This window comes from Aestuariirhabdus haliotis, from assembly GCF_023509475.1.
Taxonomy (GTDB): domain Bacteria; phylum Pseudomonadota; class Gammaproteobacteria; order Pseudomonadales; family Aestuariirhabdaceae; genus Aestuariirhabdus; species Aestuariirhabdus haliotis.
Genome location: NZ_JAKSDZ010000037.1, coordinates 1 through 17,269, shown reverse-complemented (window position 1 = coordinate 17,269; position 17,269 = coordinate 1). Strand labels below are relative to the sequence as shown.

General features: G+C 54.7%; 17 protein-coding genes. 13 read left to right on the top strand and 4 right to left on the bottom strand.

Annotated features, from left to right (window positions below; all coding sequences use genetic code 11):
* The first annotated feature begins 73 nt into the window (after positions 1–73).
* Complete coding sequence (locus MIB40_RS15585; protein ID WP_249696141.1) at positions 74–2,221, top strand: methyl-accepting chemotaxis protein; 2,148 nt, start codon at positions 74–76, stop codon at positions 2,219–2,221.
* Between the two features lie 59 nt (positions 2,222–2,280).
* Here the strand turns inward: MIB40_RS15585 and MIB40_RS15580 are convergent, their stop codons facing one another.
* Both MIB40_RS15580 and MIB40_RS15575 read right to left on the bottom strand, forming a co-directional pair.
* Complete coding sequence (locus MIB40_RS15580; RefSeq protein WP_249696139.1) at positions 2,281–3,210, bottom strand: LysR substrate-binding domain-containing protein; 930 nt, start codon at positions 3,208–3,210, stop codon at positions 2,281–2,283.
* Between the two features lie 34 nt (positions 3,211–3,244).
* Positions 3,245–4,006 carry a substrate-binding periplasmic protein gene (locus MIB40_RS15575; RefSeq protein ID WP_249696137.1) on the bottom strand — a complete coding sequence of 254 codons (762 nt, stop codon included), beginning with the start codon at positions 4,004–4,006 and terminating at the stop codon, positions 3,245–3,247.
* Between the two features lie 108 nt (positions 4,007–4,114).
* Between MIB40_RS15575 and trmH the strand changes: the two genes are divergently transcribed.
* From trmH to MIB40_RS15555, 4 genes are all read left to right on the top strand, one after another.
* Positions 4,115–4,933 carry a tRNA (guanosine(18)-2'-O)-methyltransferase TrmH gene (trmH, locus tag MIB40_RS15570; RefSeq protein WP_249696135.1) on the top strand — a complete coding sequence of 273 codons (819 nt, stop codon included), beginning with the start codon at positions 4,115–4,117 and terminating at the stop codon, positions 4,931–4,933.
* Positions 4,934–5,109: 176 nt separating this feature from the next.
* Positions 5,110–5,973 carry an acyl-CoA thioesterase II gene (gene tesB, locus MIB40_RS15565; RefSeq protein WP_249696133.1) on the top strand — a complete coding sequence of 288 codons (864 nt, stop codon included), beginning with the start codon at positions 5,110–5,112 and terminating at the stop codon, positions 5,971–5,973.
* A 6-nt stretch (positions 5,974–5,979) separates the two neighbouring features.
* Entirely contained in the window at positions 5,980–6,570 is a 591-nt protein-coding gene (locus MIB40_RS15560; protein ID WP_249696131.1) for an HAD family hydrolase, read from the top strand.
* A 162-nt stretch (positions 6,571–6,732) separates the two neighbouring features.
* On the top strand, positions 6,733–7,335 hold the full coding sequence (locus MIB40_RS15555; protein ID WP_249696130.1) for an FMN-dependent NADH-azoreductase: 603 nt from the start codon (positions 6,733–6,735) through the stop codon (positions 7,333–7,335).
* 56 nt (positions 7,336–7,391) lie between these two features.
* Here the strand turns inward: MIB40_RS15555 and MIB40_RS15550 are convergent, their stop codons facing one another.
* Positions 7,392–8,717, bottom strand: a complete 1,326-nt coding sequence (locus MIB40_RS15550) for a cytochrome c family protein (RefSeq protein ID WP_249696129.1) — start codon at positions 8,715–8,717, stop codon at positions 7,392–7,394.
* Positions 8,718–8,857: 140 nt separating this feature from the next.
* On the opposite strand from MIB40_RS15550, the gene MIB40_RS15545 reads away from it, so the two are divergent.
* The 8 genes from MIB40_RS15545 (at position 8,858) to MIB40_RS15510 (ending at position 16,798) form a co-directional block, all read left to right on the top strand.
* Positions 8,858–9,943 carry a polysaccharide deacetylase family protein gene (locus MIB40_RS15545; RefSeq protein ID WP_249696127.1) on the top strand — a complete coding sequence of 362 codons (1,086 nt, stop codon included), beginning with the start codon at positions 8,858–8,860 and terminating at the stop codon, positions 9,941–9,943.
* A gap of 117 nt (positions 9,944–10,060) precedes the next feature.
* Complete coding sequence (locus MIB40_RS15540) at positions 10,061–10,939, top strand: AEC family transporter (RefSeq protein WP_249696125.1); 879 nt, start codon at positions 10,061–10,063, stop codon at positions 10,937–10,939.
* Between the two features lie 177 nt (positions 10,940–11,116).
* Positions 11,117–11,596 (top strand): universal stress protein, encoded by a 480-nt coding sequence (locus tag MIB40_RS15535; RefSeq protein WP_249696123.1) that lies wholly within the window; start codon positions 11,117–11,119, stop codon positions 11,594–11,596.
* Positions 11,597–11,952: 356 nt separating this feature from the next.
* Complete coding sequence (locus MIB40_RS15530) at positions 11,953–13,065, top strand: branched-chain amino acid ABC transporter substrate-binding protein (protein WP_264758593.1); 1,113 nt, start codon at positions 11,953–11,955, stop codon at positions 13,063–13,065.
* Positions 13,066–13,136: 71 nt separating this feature from the next.
* Positions 13,137–14,063, top strand: a complete 927-nt coding sequence (livH, locus tag MIB40_RS15525; RefSeq protein ID WP_249696121.1) for a high-affinity branched-chain amino acid ABC transporter permease LivH — start codon at positions 13,137–13,139, stop codon at positions 14,061–14,063.
* Positions 14,060–15,328, top strand: a complete 1,269-nt coding sequence (locus MIB40_RS15520) for a high-affinity branched-chain amino acid ABC transporter permease LivM (RefSeq protein ID WP_264758594.1) — start codon at positions 14,060–14,062, stop codon at positions 15,326–15,328. Before livH ends, MIB40_RS15520 begins: the two co-directional genes overlap by 4 nt.
* A complete protein-coding gene (livG, locus tag MIB40_RS15515) occupies positions 15,325–16,092 on the top strand; it encodes a high-affinity branched-chain amino acid ABC transporter ATP-binding protein LivG (RefSeq protein WP_249696119.1) in 768 nt (255 codons plus the stop codon). The genes MIB40_RS15520 and livG overlap by 4 nt, the downstream gene beginning before the upstream one ends.
* A gap of 4 nt (positions 16,093–16,096) precedes the next feature.
* Positions 16,097–16,798 carry an ABC transporter ATP-binding protein gene (locus MIB40_RS15510; RefSeq protein WP_249696117.1) on the top strand — a complete coding sequence of 234 codons (702 nt, stop codon included), beginning with the start codon at positions 16,097–16,099 and terminating at the stop codon, positions 16,796–16,798.
* 74 nt (positions 16,799–16,872) lie between these two features.
* Here MIB40_RS15510 and MIB40_RS15505 read toward each other — a convergent pair whose 3' ends face one another.
* Positions 16,873–17,112, bottom strand: coding sequence for a tyrosine-type recombinase/integrase (locus MIB40_RS15505; RefSeq protein WP_319941683.1), 240 nt, complete (start codon positions 17,110–17,112; stop codon positions 16,873–16,875).
* Between the last annotated feature and the right edge of the window lie 157 nt (positions 17,113–17,269).

Sequence of the window (17,269 nt, the reverse complement as noted above, 5' to 3'; positions counted from 1 at the left end):
GGTTATTTGTCAGTGCTTCGGCGGTGCGGCAGCGGAAGTCTGTTTGATCTAGTTGAAAAGAAAGGCGAAACCTATGTCATCTTTGTCCATACAATGGAAAATCACCCTCGCTACCGGCCTCTGTTTGCTGGTGACTATGACGGCGGTGGTAGGGTATTCAATTTCGGCGGCGCATCAGGCCAGGGAGTTCGTCTCCCTGGAATCCAGAGCCGTCAGTGATGCCATGGTGCAAGCTCAATTGCACACCATGCTCGACAGCCAAACCCGCGCCGTTTCAGGCAGTTTCGAAGAAGCCTTTTATCGAGCCGATATGCTGGCTGAGAACCTGCTGTTCTTCCGTCAAAATGCTGAAGATACCTTTCTGGATAGTACCGATCTGCGTGAGGGTGTGAATGGCATGTTGAAGCGGGCGTTGGAGCAATATCAGAGTTTTCTGGGGATCTATCTGGTATTTGAGCCCGATGCACTGGATGGCCAGGATGATAATTTTATTGAGGATTCTGAGCGCGGTGCCAATGAAACCGGGCGTATCGCCGTCTATTGGGCCAGAGACCCCGCAGAAGGGGTTGTCTCTGAGGCGATGGACGAATCGTACATGACCGATGATTCCCTTGATGAGCAGGGTATTGCGCAAAACGAATGGTTTGAATGCTCGCGGCGCAGCAAGGCGGTTTGTGTGCTGGAACCCTACGAGGATGAAGTCGGCGATACCTCTATATTTATGACCTCCTTATCGGTTCCCCTGTTACAGGATGGTGAACTCTTAGGCGTGCTGGGTATCGATATCGAATTAAGTGAACTGGCGCGCCTGATCAAGACGCTGGACCAGGAGTTGTTCGAGGGCCAGGGGCGAGTTCTGGTTATCGGTAATCAGGGTGTTCTGGCGGGTTACGATGAAAAGCCCGAACTGGCCGGGAAAAAAATTGAGTCGGTACTCGAGCCTCAGCTGGCCAAGCGCATAAGAGAGCTGCAATCGTCAGGTTCGGTCTCTATCGGGCTATCGCAGGATGGTCAGCGGGTCGAGGCATTCAGTCAGGTAACGGTCGGGCACACGGATAAGCCCTGGGGCGTATTTATCGATGCCCCGCAAAGCGCTGTCTACGCCAGCGCCAATGCTCTGGAGGCAAAACTGGTCGAGAGCGGAGAGCGTAATACCTGGGTGGCCATTCTGGTGGGGCTGGGGATTACCGCTGTTGCCCTGGTGCTGATTTGGCTGGCCTCCCGTCAATTGGTGTTGCCACTTCGCAGCGTAGCCAGCCGGCTGAACGATATTGCGACCGGCGAAGGAGATTTGACCCGACGCATTGAAGTACTGGGCGAGGATGAAGTGGGCCAGTTGTCGAAAAACTTCAATCTCTTTATGGACAAGCTGCAAACCATCATCGCCGATGTGGTGGCCTCGGTTGAGCAGGTACGGGGCACCGCTGATCGTGCGGCTCAGGTATCCGATCACACCAGTCAAGGCGTGATGGGCCAGTTGGGCGAGGTTGACCTGGTGGCGACGGCGTCGGAAGAGATGACCGCGACGGCCCATGATGTAGCGGAAAATGCGGCCCAGGGCGCCGGGGCCGCACGCGATGCCGATGAAGCTGCTGCTGAAGGTAAACATGTGGTGGCTGAAACCACGGATACCATCGAGAAACTGGCGGGTGAATTGACGCGTTCCATGACGGTGGTCGAGCGATTGGCGGCTGATAGCGATAATATCAGCAAAATCCTGGTGGTGATTCAGGGCATCGCCGAGCAAACCAATCTGCTGGCTTTGAATGCCGCCATCGAAGCCGCCCGGGCCGGTGAACAGGGGCGCGGCTTTGCCGTGGTAGCGGATGAGGTGCGCAGCCTGGCCAAGCGGACCCAGGATTCCACCGAAGAGGTGCAGTCGTTGATCAATAGTCTGCAAACCGGCACCCGTGAAGTGGTCGAGGTCATTGCGGCGGGTAATGAACAGGCCGGTGTCAGTGTGGATCAGGTGCAACAGGCCGTGGCGTCACTGGAGCGCATTACCCAGTCGGTCGGCATTATCAACGATATGAACACCCAGATTGCCAGTGCCGCGGAAGAGCAAAGCGCGGTGTCCGAGGAGATCAATCGTAATATGTCTTCGATTCGCACGGCCTCGCAGGATGTCAGTGAGCAAGCCAGCGAGTCGGCGCGGATCAGTGGTGAGTTGACCGAGCTGGCTGATCAGCAGCAATCCCTGGTGGGGCAGTTCCGTATCTAATGCAATGGCGAACAACTCGGATAGGGCCTATTCGGGTTATTCGCTGGCACCCGAAAGGTTCAATCAGGCAATGTATTGTTCAGGTAGCGACGAATTTCGTTGTCTTTGCGCAGCTCGCTGACAAACCATTTCAGCGCTCGACCTTCGCTGCCGCTACGCCAGGCTACCAGGGTTTCCACTTTGTTCGGACGTTGGGGATCCAGAGTTTTCAGTTCAATCAATGTGCCTTCGGCCAGCTCCCGGCGAATGGCTGACCGAGGCAGGTAGCCGACACCCAACCCTGCTTTTTGCGCTCGCACCTTGTTGGGTATATCCGGCAGGGTCAGTCGCAGTTGGCGATCGAGAATGCCGTGGGTTCGCGCCGGCAGATGACGCGAACTGTCGCGCACGGCTACCGAAGTAAAGGCGGCGATACTGTCTGGTTCCAGTGGTTGTTTGGCTTCGGTTAAAGGGTGACCAGGCGCAACGGCAAAGACGAATTCGTGCTCGCCCAGGGGCAGGGTGTTGAAATGTTTGCCGGGCCGGGTGGCCTTGCCTGCGCCAATCACCAGGTCAGCTCGGTGGCTGGTCAGGGCGTCCCAGCAGCCCATTAACACTTCATGATGCAGTTGAATTTCGACCCCTTTCTGGTGCTCGTTAAAACGGGCAATCATTGGCAGCAGGGTCTTAATCGGGATAATACCGTCGACGGCGATCGACAATCGGGACTCCCAGCCGTTCGCCGCCTGCCTTGTGGCGTCAGCCAGTTCGGCCGTGGCTTCGAGTATCTGACGCCCGCGCTCCAGCAGCATCTCGCCGGCGGGGGTCAATACGGCGCGATGACCGCTGCGATCAAAAATGGTCACATCCAGGTCCTGCTCCAGCTTTTGCACCGTATAGGAGATGGCCGAGGGCACTTTGAACAGTTCATCCGCGGCGGCGGAGAACGATCCGCGACGATTGATCGCATCAATTACCTGTAACGCCTCGATCGTGATCGGATTGGCCATGGTTGTGTCCTGATAACGGTTTAAACGGTATGGCCTATTGGTTAACGCGAACGGTTAGGGGTAACCACTTGCGCACCAATTGGTCCAGTTCGCCGCTGCGTTTGAGCTCTGCAATAAAGCGGTTGAGTTCCTGCTGCAAGGAAACTGCCCGAGGGTTGACGGCCCAGGCAATGGACTCTTTGGTGAGCGGTTGGTTAAGGCTGATCAGTTCGTTGAACTCCCGGTTCTGGGTAATCAGCCAACTGGTCTGGGCATCGTGGATAACATAGTCAATTTCCCCGGCAGCCAGTACCGCCAAGGCCTGGTCGATACTGTTAAAACTCATAACAATGGCTTCCGGATATTGTTCGGCGACCAGTTGCTCCCCGGTCGTGCCGTGCTTGACCCCGATGCGCCGGCCGCTGCGCTTGAGTTGCCAGGGTTCGCCCAGCAGGGCGATGTTGCGTTGATGGATAATAGCCACCTGGCCGGTATGGGTAATGGGTTGAGTAAAGAGCACACGCTGTTCACGTTCGGCGGTCACGCTCATGCCGGACATGATCAGGTCGACGCTGTTGTTACTGAGCGCAGGAATCAGTTCGGCAAACGACATGATACGAAATTCTACCGACCGGCCAAGGGACTGTCCCAACCGCTGGGCCAGTTCTATTTCCAATCCTCGCAGTTCACCCTGGTGTTGCGACGTAAAAGGGGGGTATTGGGCCGTGGTACCGATGCGAAGGCTGGCGGCTTGCAAGGAGGCAGGGACGAGAATCAGACAGGCCAACAGGCAGCTGGTGTAAAACCGGGTGAGCAAGAGCATCTCCTTCGATAGTCGGGCTATTTGTTATTGTTCGCAAGTCGCTGGGCATCTAGATTTACTCCAAAGCCAGGGATCATTGGTGTTATTCAGCGGTGCCCTCGAATGATACCTGCCTGTTACGAGGCTTACCAATGCCGAACCGTGGATAATGACGGGCGCAAACCGTACAATGCCCGCCCATTCCCGGTCGCAATATTCCCTATGACACCACAACGCTACCAGCGCTATGTACACACCCTGGCTCGCCGTCAGCCGGATCTCAGTGTGATCACCGATCAGGTGCACAAGGGGCGGAACCTGGCCGCGATTATTCGTACCTGCGATGCGGTGGGCATTCACAGAGTACATATCACCGAACCCCGGGAGGGCTACCGACCCTATCGCGGCACCGCGATGGGCAGTACCCGCTGGGTGAGCGTCGAGCGCCACGATACGATTGCTGACGGCATGGCGGCACTGAGGGGGCAGGGGATGAAAATCCACGCCGCCCACCTTTCAAGTGATGCTCTGGATTATCGGGACCTGGATTACACCCAGCCTTTAGCGCTGTTATTGGGGGCGGAGAAAACCGGAGTCAGTGATGAGGTCGCGCAAGCCTGCGATGGCGCTGTCATGATCCCGATGCAGGGTATGGTGGAATCTTATAATGTGTCTGTGGCGGCAGCGATTATACTCAATGAGGCGCAGCACCAGCGGCGTTTGGCCGGTATGTACGATCAGTGCCGCTTACCCCTGAAGGAATATCAGTCGACGCTGTTTCGCTGGTGTCATCCCAAGCTGGCGGACTGGTGCGATGAGCAGGGGCTCAATTATCCGGCACTGGATGATGAAGGGCAGTTGGTTGAACCCTCTCGCTGGTACGCCGAAGCTCGGCAGGCAATAGCCGCCAGTGAGCCCCTGTTGCCTCCGTCTTCAGGCTGATGTTGTTCTGGCCTGTTCATTAGCAAGGACGCGACCGGCGCAGCTCATTAGACGGTATGAATAAATGGCATGGCCAGTGGCTGTGCCACTGAAAATAGAAAAGATGAGACAGTGGCAGGTAACAGTGATAGAGCGTACCTGTAACAATACGGCAGTATACAAAAGCGGAGAGATGCATGAGTCAGCAGTTGAATGAATTACTTGAGTTGCTCAAGCTCGAAAAAATCGAGGAAAACCTGTTCCGTGGCCAGAGCCAGGACCTTGGCTTTCCCAATGTGTTTGGTGGTCAAGTTATGGGGCAGGCTCTGTCCGCAGCCAAGCAGACGGTCGATGAGAGTCGCTCGGTGCACTCGTTTCACAGCTATTTCCTGCGCCCTGGCGATGCCCGTAAGCCGATCGTTTATGAAGTTGATTGCATTCGCGATGGCAAGAGCTTTACCACACGACGAGTGGTGGCTATCCAGAACGGTGCGGCAATCTTCTTTATGTCGGCTTCGTTCCAGGTTGAGGAGCCGGGCTTTGATCACCAGTCTGATATGCCCCAGGTTGCAGGCCCGGATAATATTCCCAGCAAAACCGACCTTTATCGCCAGTTTCAACACCTGATTCCCGAGACCATCCGGGAGAAGATGGTGTGTGAGAAACCGATCGAAATGCGTCTGCTTGATCCGCAAAATATGATCGACCCCAAGGTCATGGAGCCCCAGAGTTTTATCTGGTGCCGAACGAATGGCGAGATGCCGGATGATCTGCGCATCCATAAATACCTGTTGGCCTACGCCTCCGACTTTGACTTTTTGCCGGTGTCCCTGAACCCTCATGGGGAAAGCTTCTGGAAGCCCCATATGCAGGTCGCCACTATCGATCACGCGATGTGGTTCCATCGCCCGTTCCGGTTTGATGAATGGCTTCTGTACGTAGTGGACAGCCCCAGTGCCAGCGGTGCTCGTGGCCTGGTGCGAGGCCAATACTATAACCAGCAAGGTGAATTGGTCGCATCCACCATCCAGGAAGGGTTGATACGCAACCGCAAGGGTTGATTGTCCATGCTTGAGCACAAGCGTTTATGGGTGTTCGATCTCGATGGCACCCTGACTCGACCGGTACACGATTTCATGGCCATTCGCCGTGAACTTGGTATCCCCGAGCAGGAAGACATCATTGCCTACCTCGACCAGCTGCCGGAGCCCGAGTCCCGGCTCAGGCATCGGCGGCTGGCGCAGATCGAACGAGATCTTGCCGGCGACAGTGAGGCCGGGGATGGTGTGGTGGAATGTCTGCAGTGGTTGGCGCAGCGAGCCGAGCTAGGGCTGCTGACCCGCAACACCCGGGAGAACGCCTTGCTTTCACTCGAGGCCATTGGCCTCAGCCGATTGTTCGCTACACAGGCGATTCTCGGACGCGAATGCGCCGCCCCCAAACCGTCCCCTGAGGGTATTGTGCAGTTAATGAGTCTGTCTCAGGTGGTGGTGGCGGATACCGTTATGGTGGGGGATTTTGTCCACGATCTGGAAGCGGGACGAGCGGCTGGAGTAACGACCGTGCATGTCGACTTCCGGGGTCGCTTTGACTGGAACGAGCTGGCCGATCACAGCTTCCATAATTTCGTCGAACTTCACGAGTTTCTTGTTAAATAGCATTTAATTCTATATTTATTAATTAGTTAGCTGTTCAATTTATTTGATTAAGTGGCTCATTTCTTTCCGCTATCAGTCTTTGGTCGGCCCTCTACAATAGCCCTATGTTCCATCAGCAAGTAATCGGCGTTTACACACAGACGCGATTAAAGAGAGGGCAATATGTCGAATGTACTGGTAATCAATAGCAGTCTGCGCCGCGAAGGCGCCAATTCAACCGCACTGACCGAAAACTTCCTGGCGCGCTGGCGCCAGCACCACCCCGATGATCAGATTCAGCAGCGTGATATGGCGAGCCAGCCAATCCCGCATCTGGATGAAGCCATGGTAGGTGCTTTTTTTACCCCGGAAGATCAGCGCAGTGTTGAACAGCAGACGCTGGTGGCCCGCTCCGATGCCCTGGTACAGGAGCTGAAAGAGAGCGATGTTCTGGTGCTGGGGGTGCCGATGTACAACTTCGGCATTCCTTCCACCTTGAAAGCCTGGATCGACCATATCGCACGAGCCGGTCTGACTTTTCGTTATACCGAGCAGGGTCCCGAGGGTTTGCTGAAGGGCAAAAAGGCTTACGTGTTGGCCGCCCGAGGCGGGCAGTATCAGGGCACGGCGGCGGATACCCAAACGGCTTACCTGAAAGATGTACTGGCCTTTATCGGCATCACCGATGTTCAGTTTATCTACGCCGAAGGGCTCAATATGGGCGACGACCAGTTTGCCCGGGGATTCAGTCGTGCCGAGCAACAGCTGGATGCACTGGCGATCTAATGGGTGATTGATTTTCTATGGTGCGCCACTTTCGTGTCTGTCGCCTGATCGTGGAGTTAAGGCAGAGTGGCTTCCTTACCGTGGCGGATTTTGTCCCAATAGGTCGGAAAATTGAATTCGGGGCTGTGAGAACGGTTATGGCACTGCTGGCAGTTCGCCTCATTGGGTCTGGGGATCGGAGGCGGAATTTGCCCCACCGATTCGACGTGTTCGCGACCCGCGCCGTGGCAGTTTTCACAGAGCACGTTGGCCAAATGAGGTGTGCTCAGTTGGTCCAGATAGCCCCCCTCGGTGTTGAGCCCCAATGTATGGCAGGCGAGACATTCCGGATCGTAGGATTTACCCACGGCTTGCAGGTCGGCGATGGCCTTGGCATGTTCGCTCTGTTTCCAGAGAGCCGCACTGGTGCTGTGGCAGGCAGCGCATTGACCATTACCCAGAAACGGACTCGACCCGTCCCTTAACGCCTTTCTTTGCTCAACACGTTGCTGGTAATAGCGCTTGATCTCTTCGTTATAGGCGCTGTACCAGTCAGCCATCGAAGGCGCGTCCCCGACACTGGGGGGAAGTTTGATCTCCTGATGTTGCCAGCTCTTTATGCGTCCGTTTGTTGCGATCTCCAGATCGAGTTGGCCCAGGCGCATGCCTCGAGAGCCCGGCTGAATGACCAGGGTGCTGGCTGAGTTACCGGTGGTTAAAAGTTGTGGTTCGCCGAGCTCTTCATAGCGGGCTTCGATCAGCAACAGGTCAATCAATTCCAGGGGCAGCTCTTGCCGGGCCCGCTCAAGGGTCAACGTGGTGCCAACAACGGTGGTGCCGTTGTGTTGGCGCGCCACCTTAAGGGCTTGCATCAAGGTTTCCGGATTGGCCTGGGTTTTGTAGTTACCGGTACCCATCTGGCGATAGGGAGACTGCTTCGGATCCAGCCATTGGAAGTAATGCAGACTCGCCTGTGCACGCTCGATCTTGATGGCTTTGGCGAATTGCTCATCGTGCCAGTTGCTGGCCACCCAGGGCAGCGGGGCAGAGTTCAGGGCCTGGAAACCATAGGACAGGTCGGTCCACTGCAAACCCACGACGTCGTAGTCGAGTTGATCAATGGCACTTAATATGTAGCGGTTCTTGATCGGGTTGCTGGTCATCTGGGCGGACAGCAGCCCGCCGGCGGATATAACCACCAGCTCCGGATTGTCTTTTCGCAGGGCTTCCAGCACGCTGGCACGACGCTTGAGCCCGCCCATGTCACCGGACTCTGTGCAGCCGCAGGGTTCCAGTTCGCCATCGAGATTGGACGAGTAGATCAGGGTGACAGGGGCAGCTTGCACGGTTACCGCAAGCAGGTTGATCAGGGCGGCAAGTGCAAGCGCAAAGGGTAGCTTCATGAGGGCACTGACAATAGAGATGAGAGATGGCCGCAGTGTAGTCCTGACGGCACTGGATGTCATCACAAACGCGGTCGAGCATGTGCATTCAGGCTATGATAGATTGACCCGACTATTTTAAATCTGGCTGGATGGAACTCATGAACTGGATCGTGCGCGGCGCAAACCTACTCGCGGGAGCATTGCTTGCGGTATCGACAGGACTAATGGCATCGGAGCCTAACCATGGCGTGGTGCTGCAGTATCATCATGTTGATGACAGCACACCTCATAGTACCTCGACCCGCCTGAAAGACTTTCGCGCCCATCTGGAATACATCGATAACAATGGTTTTACTGTCTGGCCCTTACCGCGTCTGGTGCAGGCGTTAAAAAACAGAGAGCCAGTTCCCGATCGGGTGGTCGCAATCACCTTCGATGATGCCTATGCCTCGGTTTATGAGCAGGCCTTTCCTTTGCTCAAGGAGCGAGACTGGCCCTTTACGATTTTTGTCAGTACCGAGTTTGTTGATGCGGGTGGCCGCCTTAGTCTGAGTTGGGACCAGTTGCGGGAAATGGTGGCTGCCAATGCGGTCGTTGGCAATCACACCGTCACCCATCTGCATATGCCTCGTTTGCTCGAGGGCGAAGACGAAGCCACCAGAACCCAACGCCTGCGAGAAGAAATTGAACAGGCGCAGGCGCGCATCGATGCCGAGCTGGGCGAGCAACCCCGGTTATTTGCTTACCCTTACGGTGAGGTGGATCCGCAGACCCAGCAGCTGGTTGAAACCCTGGGCTATGCTGCGTTTGGGCAGCAATCCGGAGCGATGGGAGAGTTGTCAGACTTTGGTTTTTTGCCTCGATTCCCTTCGTCCGGCGCCTACGCCGGGAAAGATAATATGGCGCTTAAGCTCTGGTCCTTGCCGTTGCCCGTATTGGCCGAGACGCCTTCCTCCATGATTCTCGAGGAAGGTGATGACATTCGTCCCTCGCTGGAGTTGCAGTTAGCCCCTGGCAATTATCGTGCGCACCAGTTGGCCTGTTTTGCCAGCGGCCAGGGCCGGGTTCCGGTCGAAGTCGATGACATCGAGCTCGATGGTGAGACCGCTGTAAGACTGCGCGCCCGTGCCGAGCAGGACGTGCTGCCGGGTCGTAGCCGATACAACTGCACTGCTCCGGATCGGCGGGGCAAGCGCTTTTACTGGTACTCCAAACCCTGGTTGCGAACGGGTTATTGGGATTGAAGCCGTTTAGGATGGATGACCGGTTCTTTGCCTAAGGGAGTATTGCTCACTTTGGTTTGATGTGTGAGCGTAGTGGCCGTTTAACAAGGCTTCAGGTTCTCGACAGGAATTCAATTTATGGTGTTTGAGCGCGTACTGCTGACGGTCGCGCCGTTGGTGATTATTGTCACCGCCGGTTATCTCTACGGGCGTTTCCAGAAGCCTGATATCAGTGCTGCCAATAAAATGAATATGGATCTTTTTTGTCCGGCGTTGATCTTTTCGGTGATGTCGGCGAAAAGCTTTGATCTGGCCGCCTATGGCAACCTGATTATCGGCGCGGTCGTGGTGGTGTTGGGTTCCGGTCTGTTGCTCTGGCCTGTGGCTCGCCTGGCCGGCTTTAATCCTCGCGCCTTCCTGCCTCCCATGATGTTCAACAATTCCGGTAATTTGGGTATTCCGCTGATTGTGCTGGCCTTTGGCGAGCAAGCCATGGCCATCGGTGTGGTTCTGTTTATTGTCGAAATGGTGCTGCATTTCACCCTGGGATTGTATGTGATTGATCATCGTACTCGCCTGATCAATATCCTGCGTATTCCCATGATTATTGCCACCCTGTTGGGCCTGGCCTGGAGTCTGTTGTCGTTGCCATTACCGCAATGGGCATCGATACCCATCGATATGCTGGGGCAGATCTGTATTCCGCTGATGATGTTTGCCTTGGGGGTTCGGCTCTGCTCGGTCGACCTGACCGACTGGAAAATTGGTCTAACCGGTGCCATTGCCTGCCCATTAAGTGGTGTTATTTGTGCGGCCCTGGTGCTGCTCTGGTTGCCATTGGGACCGGTGGAAAGTGCAGCCTTATTGGTGTTTGGTGCGCTGCCTCCGGCGGTGCTGAATTATATGGTCGCCGAGCAATACAACCTTGAGCCCGCGCGGGTCGCCTCGATCGTTATGCTGGGTAACCTTGCCAGTCTGGTCACGATTCCCCTGGTACTGTCTTATGTTCTTAGTTAGGGATCGCCACTCAAGAGGCGGCAGCTAGCGGAAAGTCGAATATTGATCTGTATCGATCTTTTGTGATCTATTGACTGCTATGCTCAGTGACTGATCAGTCATACGGGGCTGTGGTTCCGCTGCCGTCCCACGAACTTTGCTATTTCAGGATTGTTATCGCATCAGGAGAGAAGGAATATGCTGCCCGAAGTTAAAACCATCATCTATGCCACCTCGCTTGGAAAACACACTCGACCGGTGTTTCGACAAGCGATCAAAATGGCGCAGGCTTATAACGCTCGAATCATTATGGTTCACTCCCTGGAGCCCGTGAGTGATTTTGTCCACGCCATGGTCAGTTCCTATCTGCCAAAAGGTAAAGCTGAAGACCTTCGCCGAGAGGGTGAAGAGCGGATACTGGAAGAGATGAAGCAGCGGGTAGAAAAGTTCTACGAAGAGGAGATGAGCGATCTGCCCGAGGTGGGTAATCTGGTCTCCCATCGGGTGGTGGCGGAAAGTAACCTGGTCGATCTGGTGATGCGCTCGGTGGAAAAATTTGATGCCGATATGATTGTGCTGGGCTGCCAGAACAGTTTTGGTCATCACAGCCAGACCGCCGCTCATCTGGTGCGTCACAGTCCAATACCCGTATTGGTGGTGCCAAACAATCCCGAGTAGCGGGTTGAGTGATCAACCCCTTATGGATGCGGGTGGGCTGTTGCCTGCCCGTTTTTCGTGCTGATGTCTGTAATGAATAGCGCGCCACTGTGTTGCCCCGCCAGGGGCCGACAACAGGCTGCCTCTTCTGTGATCTTGTCCCATTCTGGTAACTATCCTTCGCTAGCGAGCCTTGAATCACGCCTCTAAATCAGGCTATATAGGGGCAGGTTATAGATGCGTCTCCTACTCTTTATAAAATCTATTAAAAAGAGGGGGGCCCCGGACTGCTATTGCACGCTATATCACTTAATATACAGCCCGTTAAGCATTGACCTCGAATAAAACCAATTAGATCGATAACGAGAACGATTCCAATGATCAAAACACTAAGCAAAACTATTTTGGGAGTGGCCGTTTCTGCGGCTGTCATGGGGGCATCCATTGCTCAGGCCGATATCAAGGTTGCCCTGGCGGGTCCTGTTACTGGTCCGGTTGCGCAATACGGTGATATGCAGTTTACCGGTGCCAAGATGGCGATCGAAATGATCAACAAGGCGGGCGGCGTTAACGGCGAAATGCTGGAAGCCGTTGTCTACGACGATGCCTGCGATCCCAAGCAAGCGGTAGCGGTTGCCAACAAAATTGTGAACGATGGCGTACAGTACGTTGTTGGTCACCTCTGCTCCAGCTCTACCCAGCCAGCGTCTGATATCTATGAAGATGAAGGCGTGCTGATGATCACCGCAGCGTCTACCAACCCTGATATCACTACCCGTGGTTACGAGCTGGTATTCCGTACCATCGGTCTCGATAGCGACCAGGGTCCTACCGCTGCCAAGTACATCGCCAACAATGTTAAGCCATCTCGTGTTGCCGTCATCCACGATAAGCAGCAGTACGGTGAAGGTATTGCGACCAGCGTTAAGAGCGGTCTGGAAGCGGCTAACATACCGGTAGTGGCTTTTGAAGGTGTTACCCCGGGTGATAAGGACTTCTCTGCCCTGATCGCCAAGCTGAAGAAAGAAAACGTCGACTTCGTTTACTACGGTGGCTATCACCCCGAGCTGGGTCTGATCCTGCGTCAATCTGCCGAGAAGGGTCTGAACGCCAAGTTTATGGGTCCTGAAGGTGTCGGTAACAAAGACATCAGCGCCATTGCTGGTGAGGCTTCCGAAGGCCTGATGGTGACCCTGCCTAAGAAGTACGATCTTGATCCTGCCAACAAGCCTATCGTTGATGCGATCAATGCCAAGGGTGAAGACCCAACCGGACCTTTCGTATGGACAGCTTATGCGGCGGTTCAGGCTATGGTTCAGGGTATGGGTTCCGAAAAGGATGCTTCAGGTGTTGCTAATTACCTGCGTGGCAACAAAGTAGACACCGTTATGGGCCCCCTGGAGTGGGACGCCAAGGGTGACCTGAAAGGATTCGACTTTGGTGTCTTTGAATGGCACGCCGATGGTACTTCCAGCGCACTTACCAAGTAAGCGTTAGCGAGTAAGGAAAGCGCCTTTCACCAAGCTCGGTGGGGCGCTTTTTTGATAGTTGAGAGTAATTTATGTCTGAGTCTTTTCTATATTTTGTGCAGCAGATGCTCAATGGTCTCACCATTGGTAGCACCTACGCACTGATCGCCATTGGCTATACCATGGTTTATGGCATCATCGGGATGATCAACTTCGCCCACGGCGAGGTCTATATGATCGGCAGCTACGTAGCATTTATCGTGCTTGCTGCTTTGGCCATGTTGGGTATCGAAAGTCTGCCCATTTTATTATGCGCCGCGTTTTTAATCAGTATGATCGTGACCAGCAGTTACGGCTATACCATTGAACGTGTTGCCTATCGTCCCTTGCGGGGCGGTAATCGACTGATACCGTTGATTTCTGCGATCGGTATGTCGATCTTTTTACAGAATCTGGTGCGTATGGCCCAGGGTTCTCGTGACGTCGCGATGCCCAGTCTGATCACCGGCGGCTGGGATTTTGGTCCCAGCGAAGGGTTTCAAGCCACCCTTTCCTATATGCAACTGGTTATCTTTGCGGTCACCTTTGTCAGCATGACCGCTCTGACCCTGTTTATCTCTCGATCGAGAATGGGCCGGGCCTGTCGGGCCTGCGCCGAAGATCTGGGTATGGCTAACCTGCTGGGTATCAATACCAACCGCATTATCGCCCTGACCTTTGTCATTGGTGCTGCCCTGGCGGCGGTTGCCGGTGTGCTGCTTGGCACTTACTACGGGGTGATCAACCCCTACCTCGGGTTTATGGCCGGACTCAAAGCCTTTACTGCCGCAGTGCTCGGGGGGATCGGCAGTATCCCCGGAGCCGTACTGGGTGGTCTGTTGCTGGGTCTGTCGGAAGCCTTTACCGCGGGTTATTTCAGCACCGAATACAAAGATGTGGTGTCCTTCCTGCTGCTGGTGTTTGTTCTGTTGTTCCTGCCCTCGGGTATTCTCGGTAAGCCGGAGGTGGAGAAGGTATGATTACTAAACACAACCTTTTTAACGCCGTCGTGGCGACTCTGGTACTGCTGATCCTGTCGGGTATGCTGATGGGATTGCAGCTGGTCAATGAAGGTACCGGGCTGGTCGTCAAGATCGAAAACCCGGAAACCCTGGGTTATATCGCCACCGCTGCGGTGATCGTGTTCCTGTTCCAGTTGTTCCGTCAACCGATCATGGCCGGTGCCAATGTGGCAACAGGGGCATTGCCCGCCATGCCCAAACTGCCCGACCTGAATGCTAACCCCAAATTGAAGAACCTGCTGATGGCCTTTGGTCTGGCCGCGCTGATGATCTGGCCGTTTTATGCGTCTCGGGGTTCGATCGATCTGGCCACACTGACACTGATCTACGTGATGCTGGGGCTGGGCCTCAACATCGTGGTCGGTTTGGCGGGGCTGCTCGATCTGGGTTATGTCGGCTTCTACGCCGTCGGGGCTTACACCTACGCGCTGCTGTCGACCTATTTCGGCCTTTCTTTCTGGGTCTGCTTGCCGATTGCCGGCTTAATGGCGGCCTTCTTTGGCTTTATCCTGGGCTTCCCGGTCTTGCGTCTGCGAGGGGATTACCTGGCCATTGTGACCCTGGGTTTTGGTGAGATCATACGTATCCTGCTCAATAACTGGACCGACCTTACCGGTGGCCCTAACGGTATCAGTCAGATCGCCAAGCCGACCCTGTTTGGCCTGGAGTTCAATCGCAAGATCAAGGATGGTGGTACGGGCCTGTTCCACGACTTTTTTGGTCTGTCCTACAGCGGCACCTATAAAGTGATCTTCCTTTATATTCTGGCGGTGTTGCTGGTGCTGTTGACCCTGTTTGTGATCAATCGTCTGTTGCGTATGCCGATCGGTCGGGCTTGGGAAGCGCTGCGCGAAGATGAGATCGCCTGTCGCTCTTTAGGCTTGAACCCCACCGTGATCAAACTGACCGCCTTTACCATTGGTGCTGCATTTGCCGGCTTTGCCGGTTCCTTCTTTGCCGCACGGCAGGGCTTTATCAGTCCGGAATCCTTTATCTTTATCGAATCGGCGATCATTCTGGCGATCGTGGTGCTTGGCGGTATGGGATCCCAGATGGGGGTTATTCTGGCGGCGATTGTGATGACCGTATTGCCGGAGCTGGCGCGTGAATTCCAGGAGTACCGAATGCTGATGTTCGGCCTCATGATGGTGTTTATGATGGTGTGGCGTCCGCAAGGATTGCTACCAATGAAACGTCCCCACATGGAGCTGCGTAGCCAATGAGTACTGCATTGTTGAAAGCCTCCGGGCTAAGTATGCGTTTCGGCGGGTTGCTGGCGGTCGACGGTGTCGCGTTGGAAGTCAAAGAACGTGAAATTGTATCGGTTATTGGGCCAAACGGGGCGGGTAAAACCACCGTGTTCAACTGCCTGACCGGTTTCTACAAACCCACCTCGGGTGAGATTTACTACAAAGGGCAAGCCATCCACGGTTTGCCCGGCCACAAGATCTCCCAGTTGGGGGTGATTCGTACCTTCCAGCATGTGCGTTTGTTCAAAGAGATGACGGTGATCGAAAACCTGCTGGTGGCCCAGCATCGACACCTGAAAACCGGTTTGATGGCGGGCTTGTTAAAAACCCCGGGTTATCGTCGTTCCGAAGCCGAGGCGCTGGACCGTGCCGCCCATTGGCTGGATCGAGTTAACCTGACCGAGTTTGCCAATCGTGAAGCCGGTAACCTGGCTTACGGTCAGCAACGTCGCTTGGAGATTGCCCGTTGCATGGTGGCTTCCCCCGAGCTGTTGATGCTGGATGAGCCGGCGGCCGGTTTGAACCCCAATGAAACCAAAGAACTGGATGAGCTAATCGTGAGCCTGCGGGATCAAGATGGCATTTCCATTTTGCTGATCGAGCACGATATGAAACTGGTGATGGGGATCTCCGACAATATTGTTGTGGTTAACCAGGGGCGGCCATTGGCCACCGGAACTCCGCAGGAGATTCTCAATAATCCCGAAGTTGTTAAAGCCTATCTGGGTGAGGAGTAAGCAGATGCTGACGTTAAAAAATGTATCGACTTACTACGGAAAAATCCAGGCGCTGGAAGATGTCTCGGTGCAAGTCAATGAAGGCGAAATTGTCTCCCTGATCGGCGCCAACGGTGCGGGTAAAAGCACTCTCTTGATGACCGTGTGCGGAGATCCCAGGCTGGGTACCGGCAGTATTGAGTTTATGGGTGAGGATATCTCACAAAAAAATACCGCTGATATTATGCGCAGCGGTATCGCTGTGGTGCCGGAAGGGCGGCGGGTATTTTCCCGTTTGACCGTAGAAGAAAATCTGCACATGGGGGGCTTTTTTACCGAGCAATCCGAGTTCGATAAAACCCTGGAACATGTCTACGAACTGTTTCCGCGCCTGAAAGAGCGGATCAGCCAGCGCAGTGGCACCATGTCCGGCGGTGAACAGCAGATGCTGGCCATCGGTCGCGCCATGATGAGCCGGCCCAAGTTGCTGTTTCTGGATGAACCCTCGCTGGGTTTGGCGCCCCTGATTATTCAGCAAATTTTCGACATCATCGAAAAATTGCGGGATGAAGGCATGACCATCTTCCTGGTCGAGCAAAACGCCAACCAGGCCCTGCGTCTGGCGGATCGTGGCTATGTGCTGGAGAACGGCCGCATCGTACTGGAAGACAGTGGCGATGCCCTGTTGACCAATGAAGAGGTGCGCAAGGCTTATTTGGGTGGTTAGCCTCTCTTGGAAATGAGCCAAAAGGGTCAGTTTTTACTGGCCCTTTTTTTATGGGGTAATTTATTTGAATGTGGCTAGAGGCGATCGGCCGGGCTTATAACGCCTTTACCTCCGCGATTGATGACGTGTGTATAGATTTCAGTGGTCGTGATGTCTGTGTGTCCCAACAATTCTTGTATGGTACGAAGATCGTAGCCGGATTCCAGTAGGTGGGTAGCGAAGCTGTGGCGGAAACTGTGTGATCGTGCTGGTTTGTGTATTCCCGCAGCTGCAACTGCACGACGAATCTGTTTGCTTAATGCTGTGGGGTGCATATGATGGCGGCGAATTTTGCCGGAGCGTGGGTCGGCACCAAGGCGGCTAGCCGGAAACAAGAGCACCTCTGATTAATTCAGATGAACTCTGGCTTTCAGGCGAATTCAGAATCGCGACACGCCTTTGCAGTAAGGTCGAGACCTTTCAAAAAGGCGT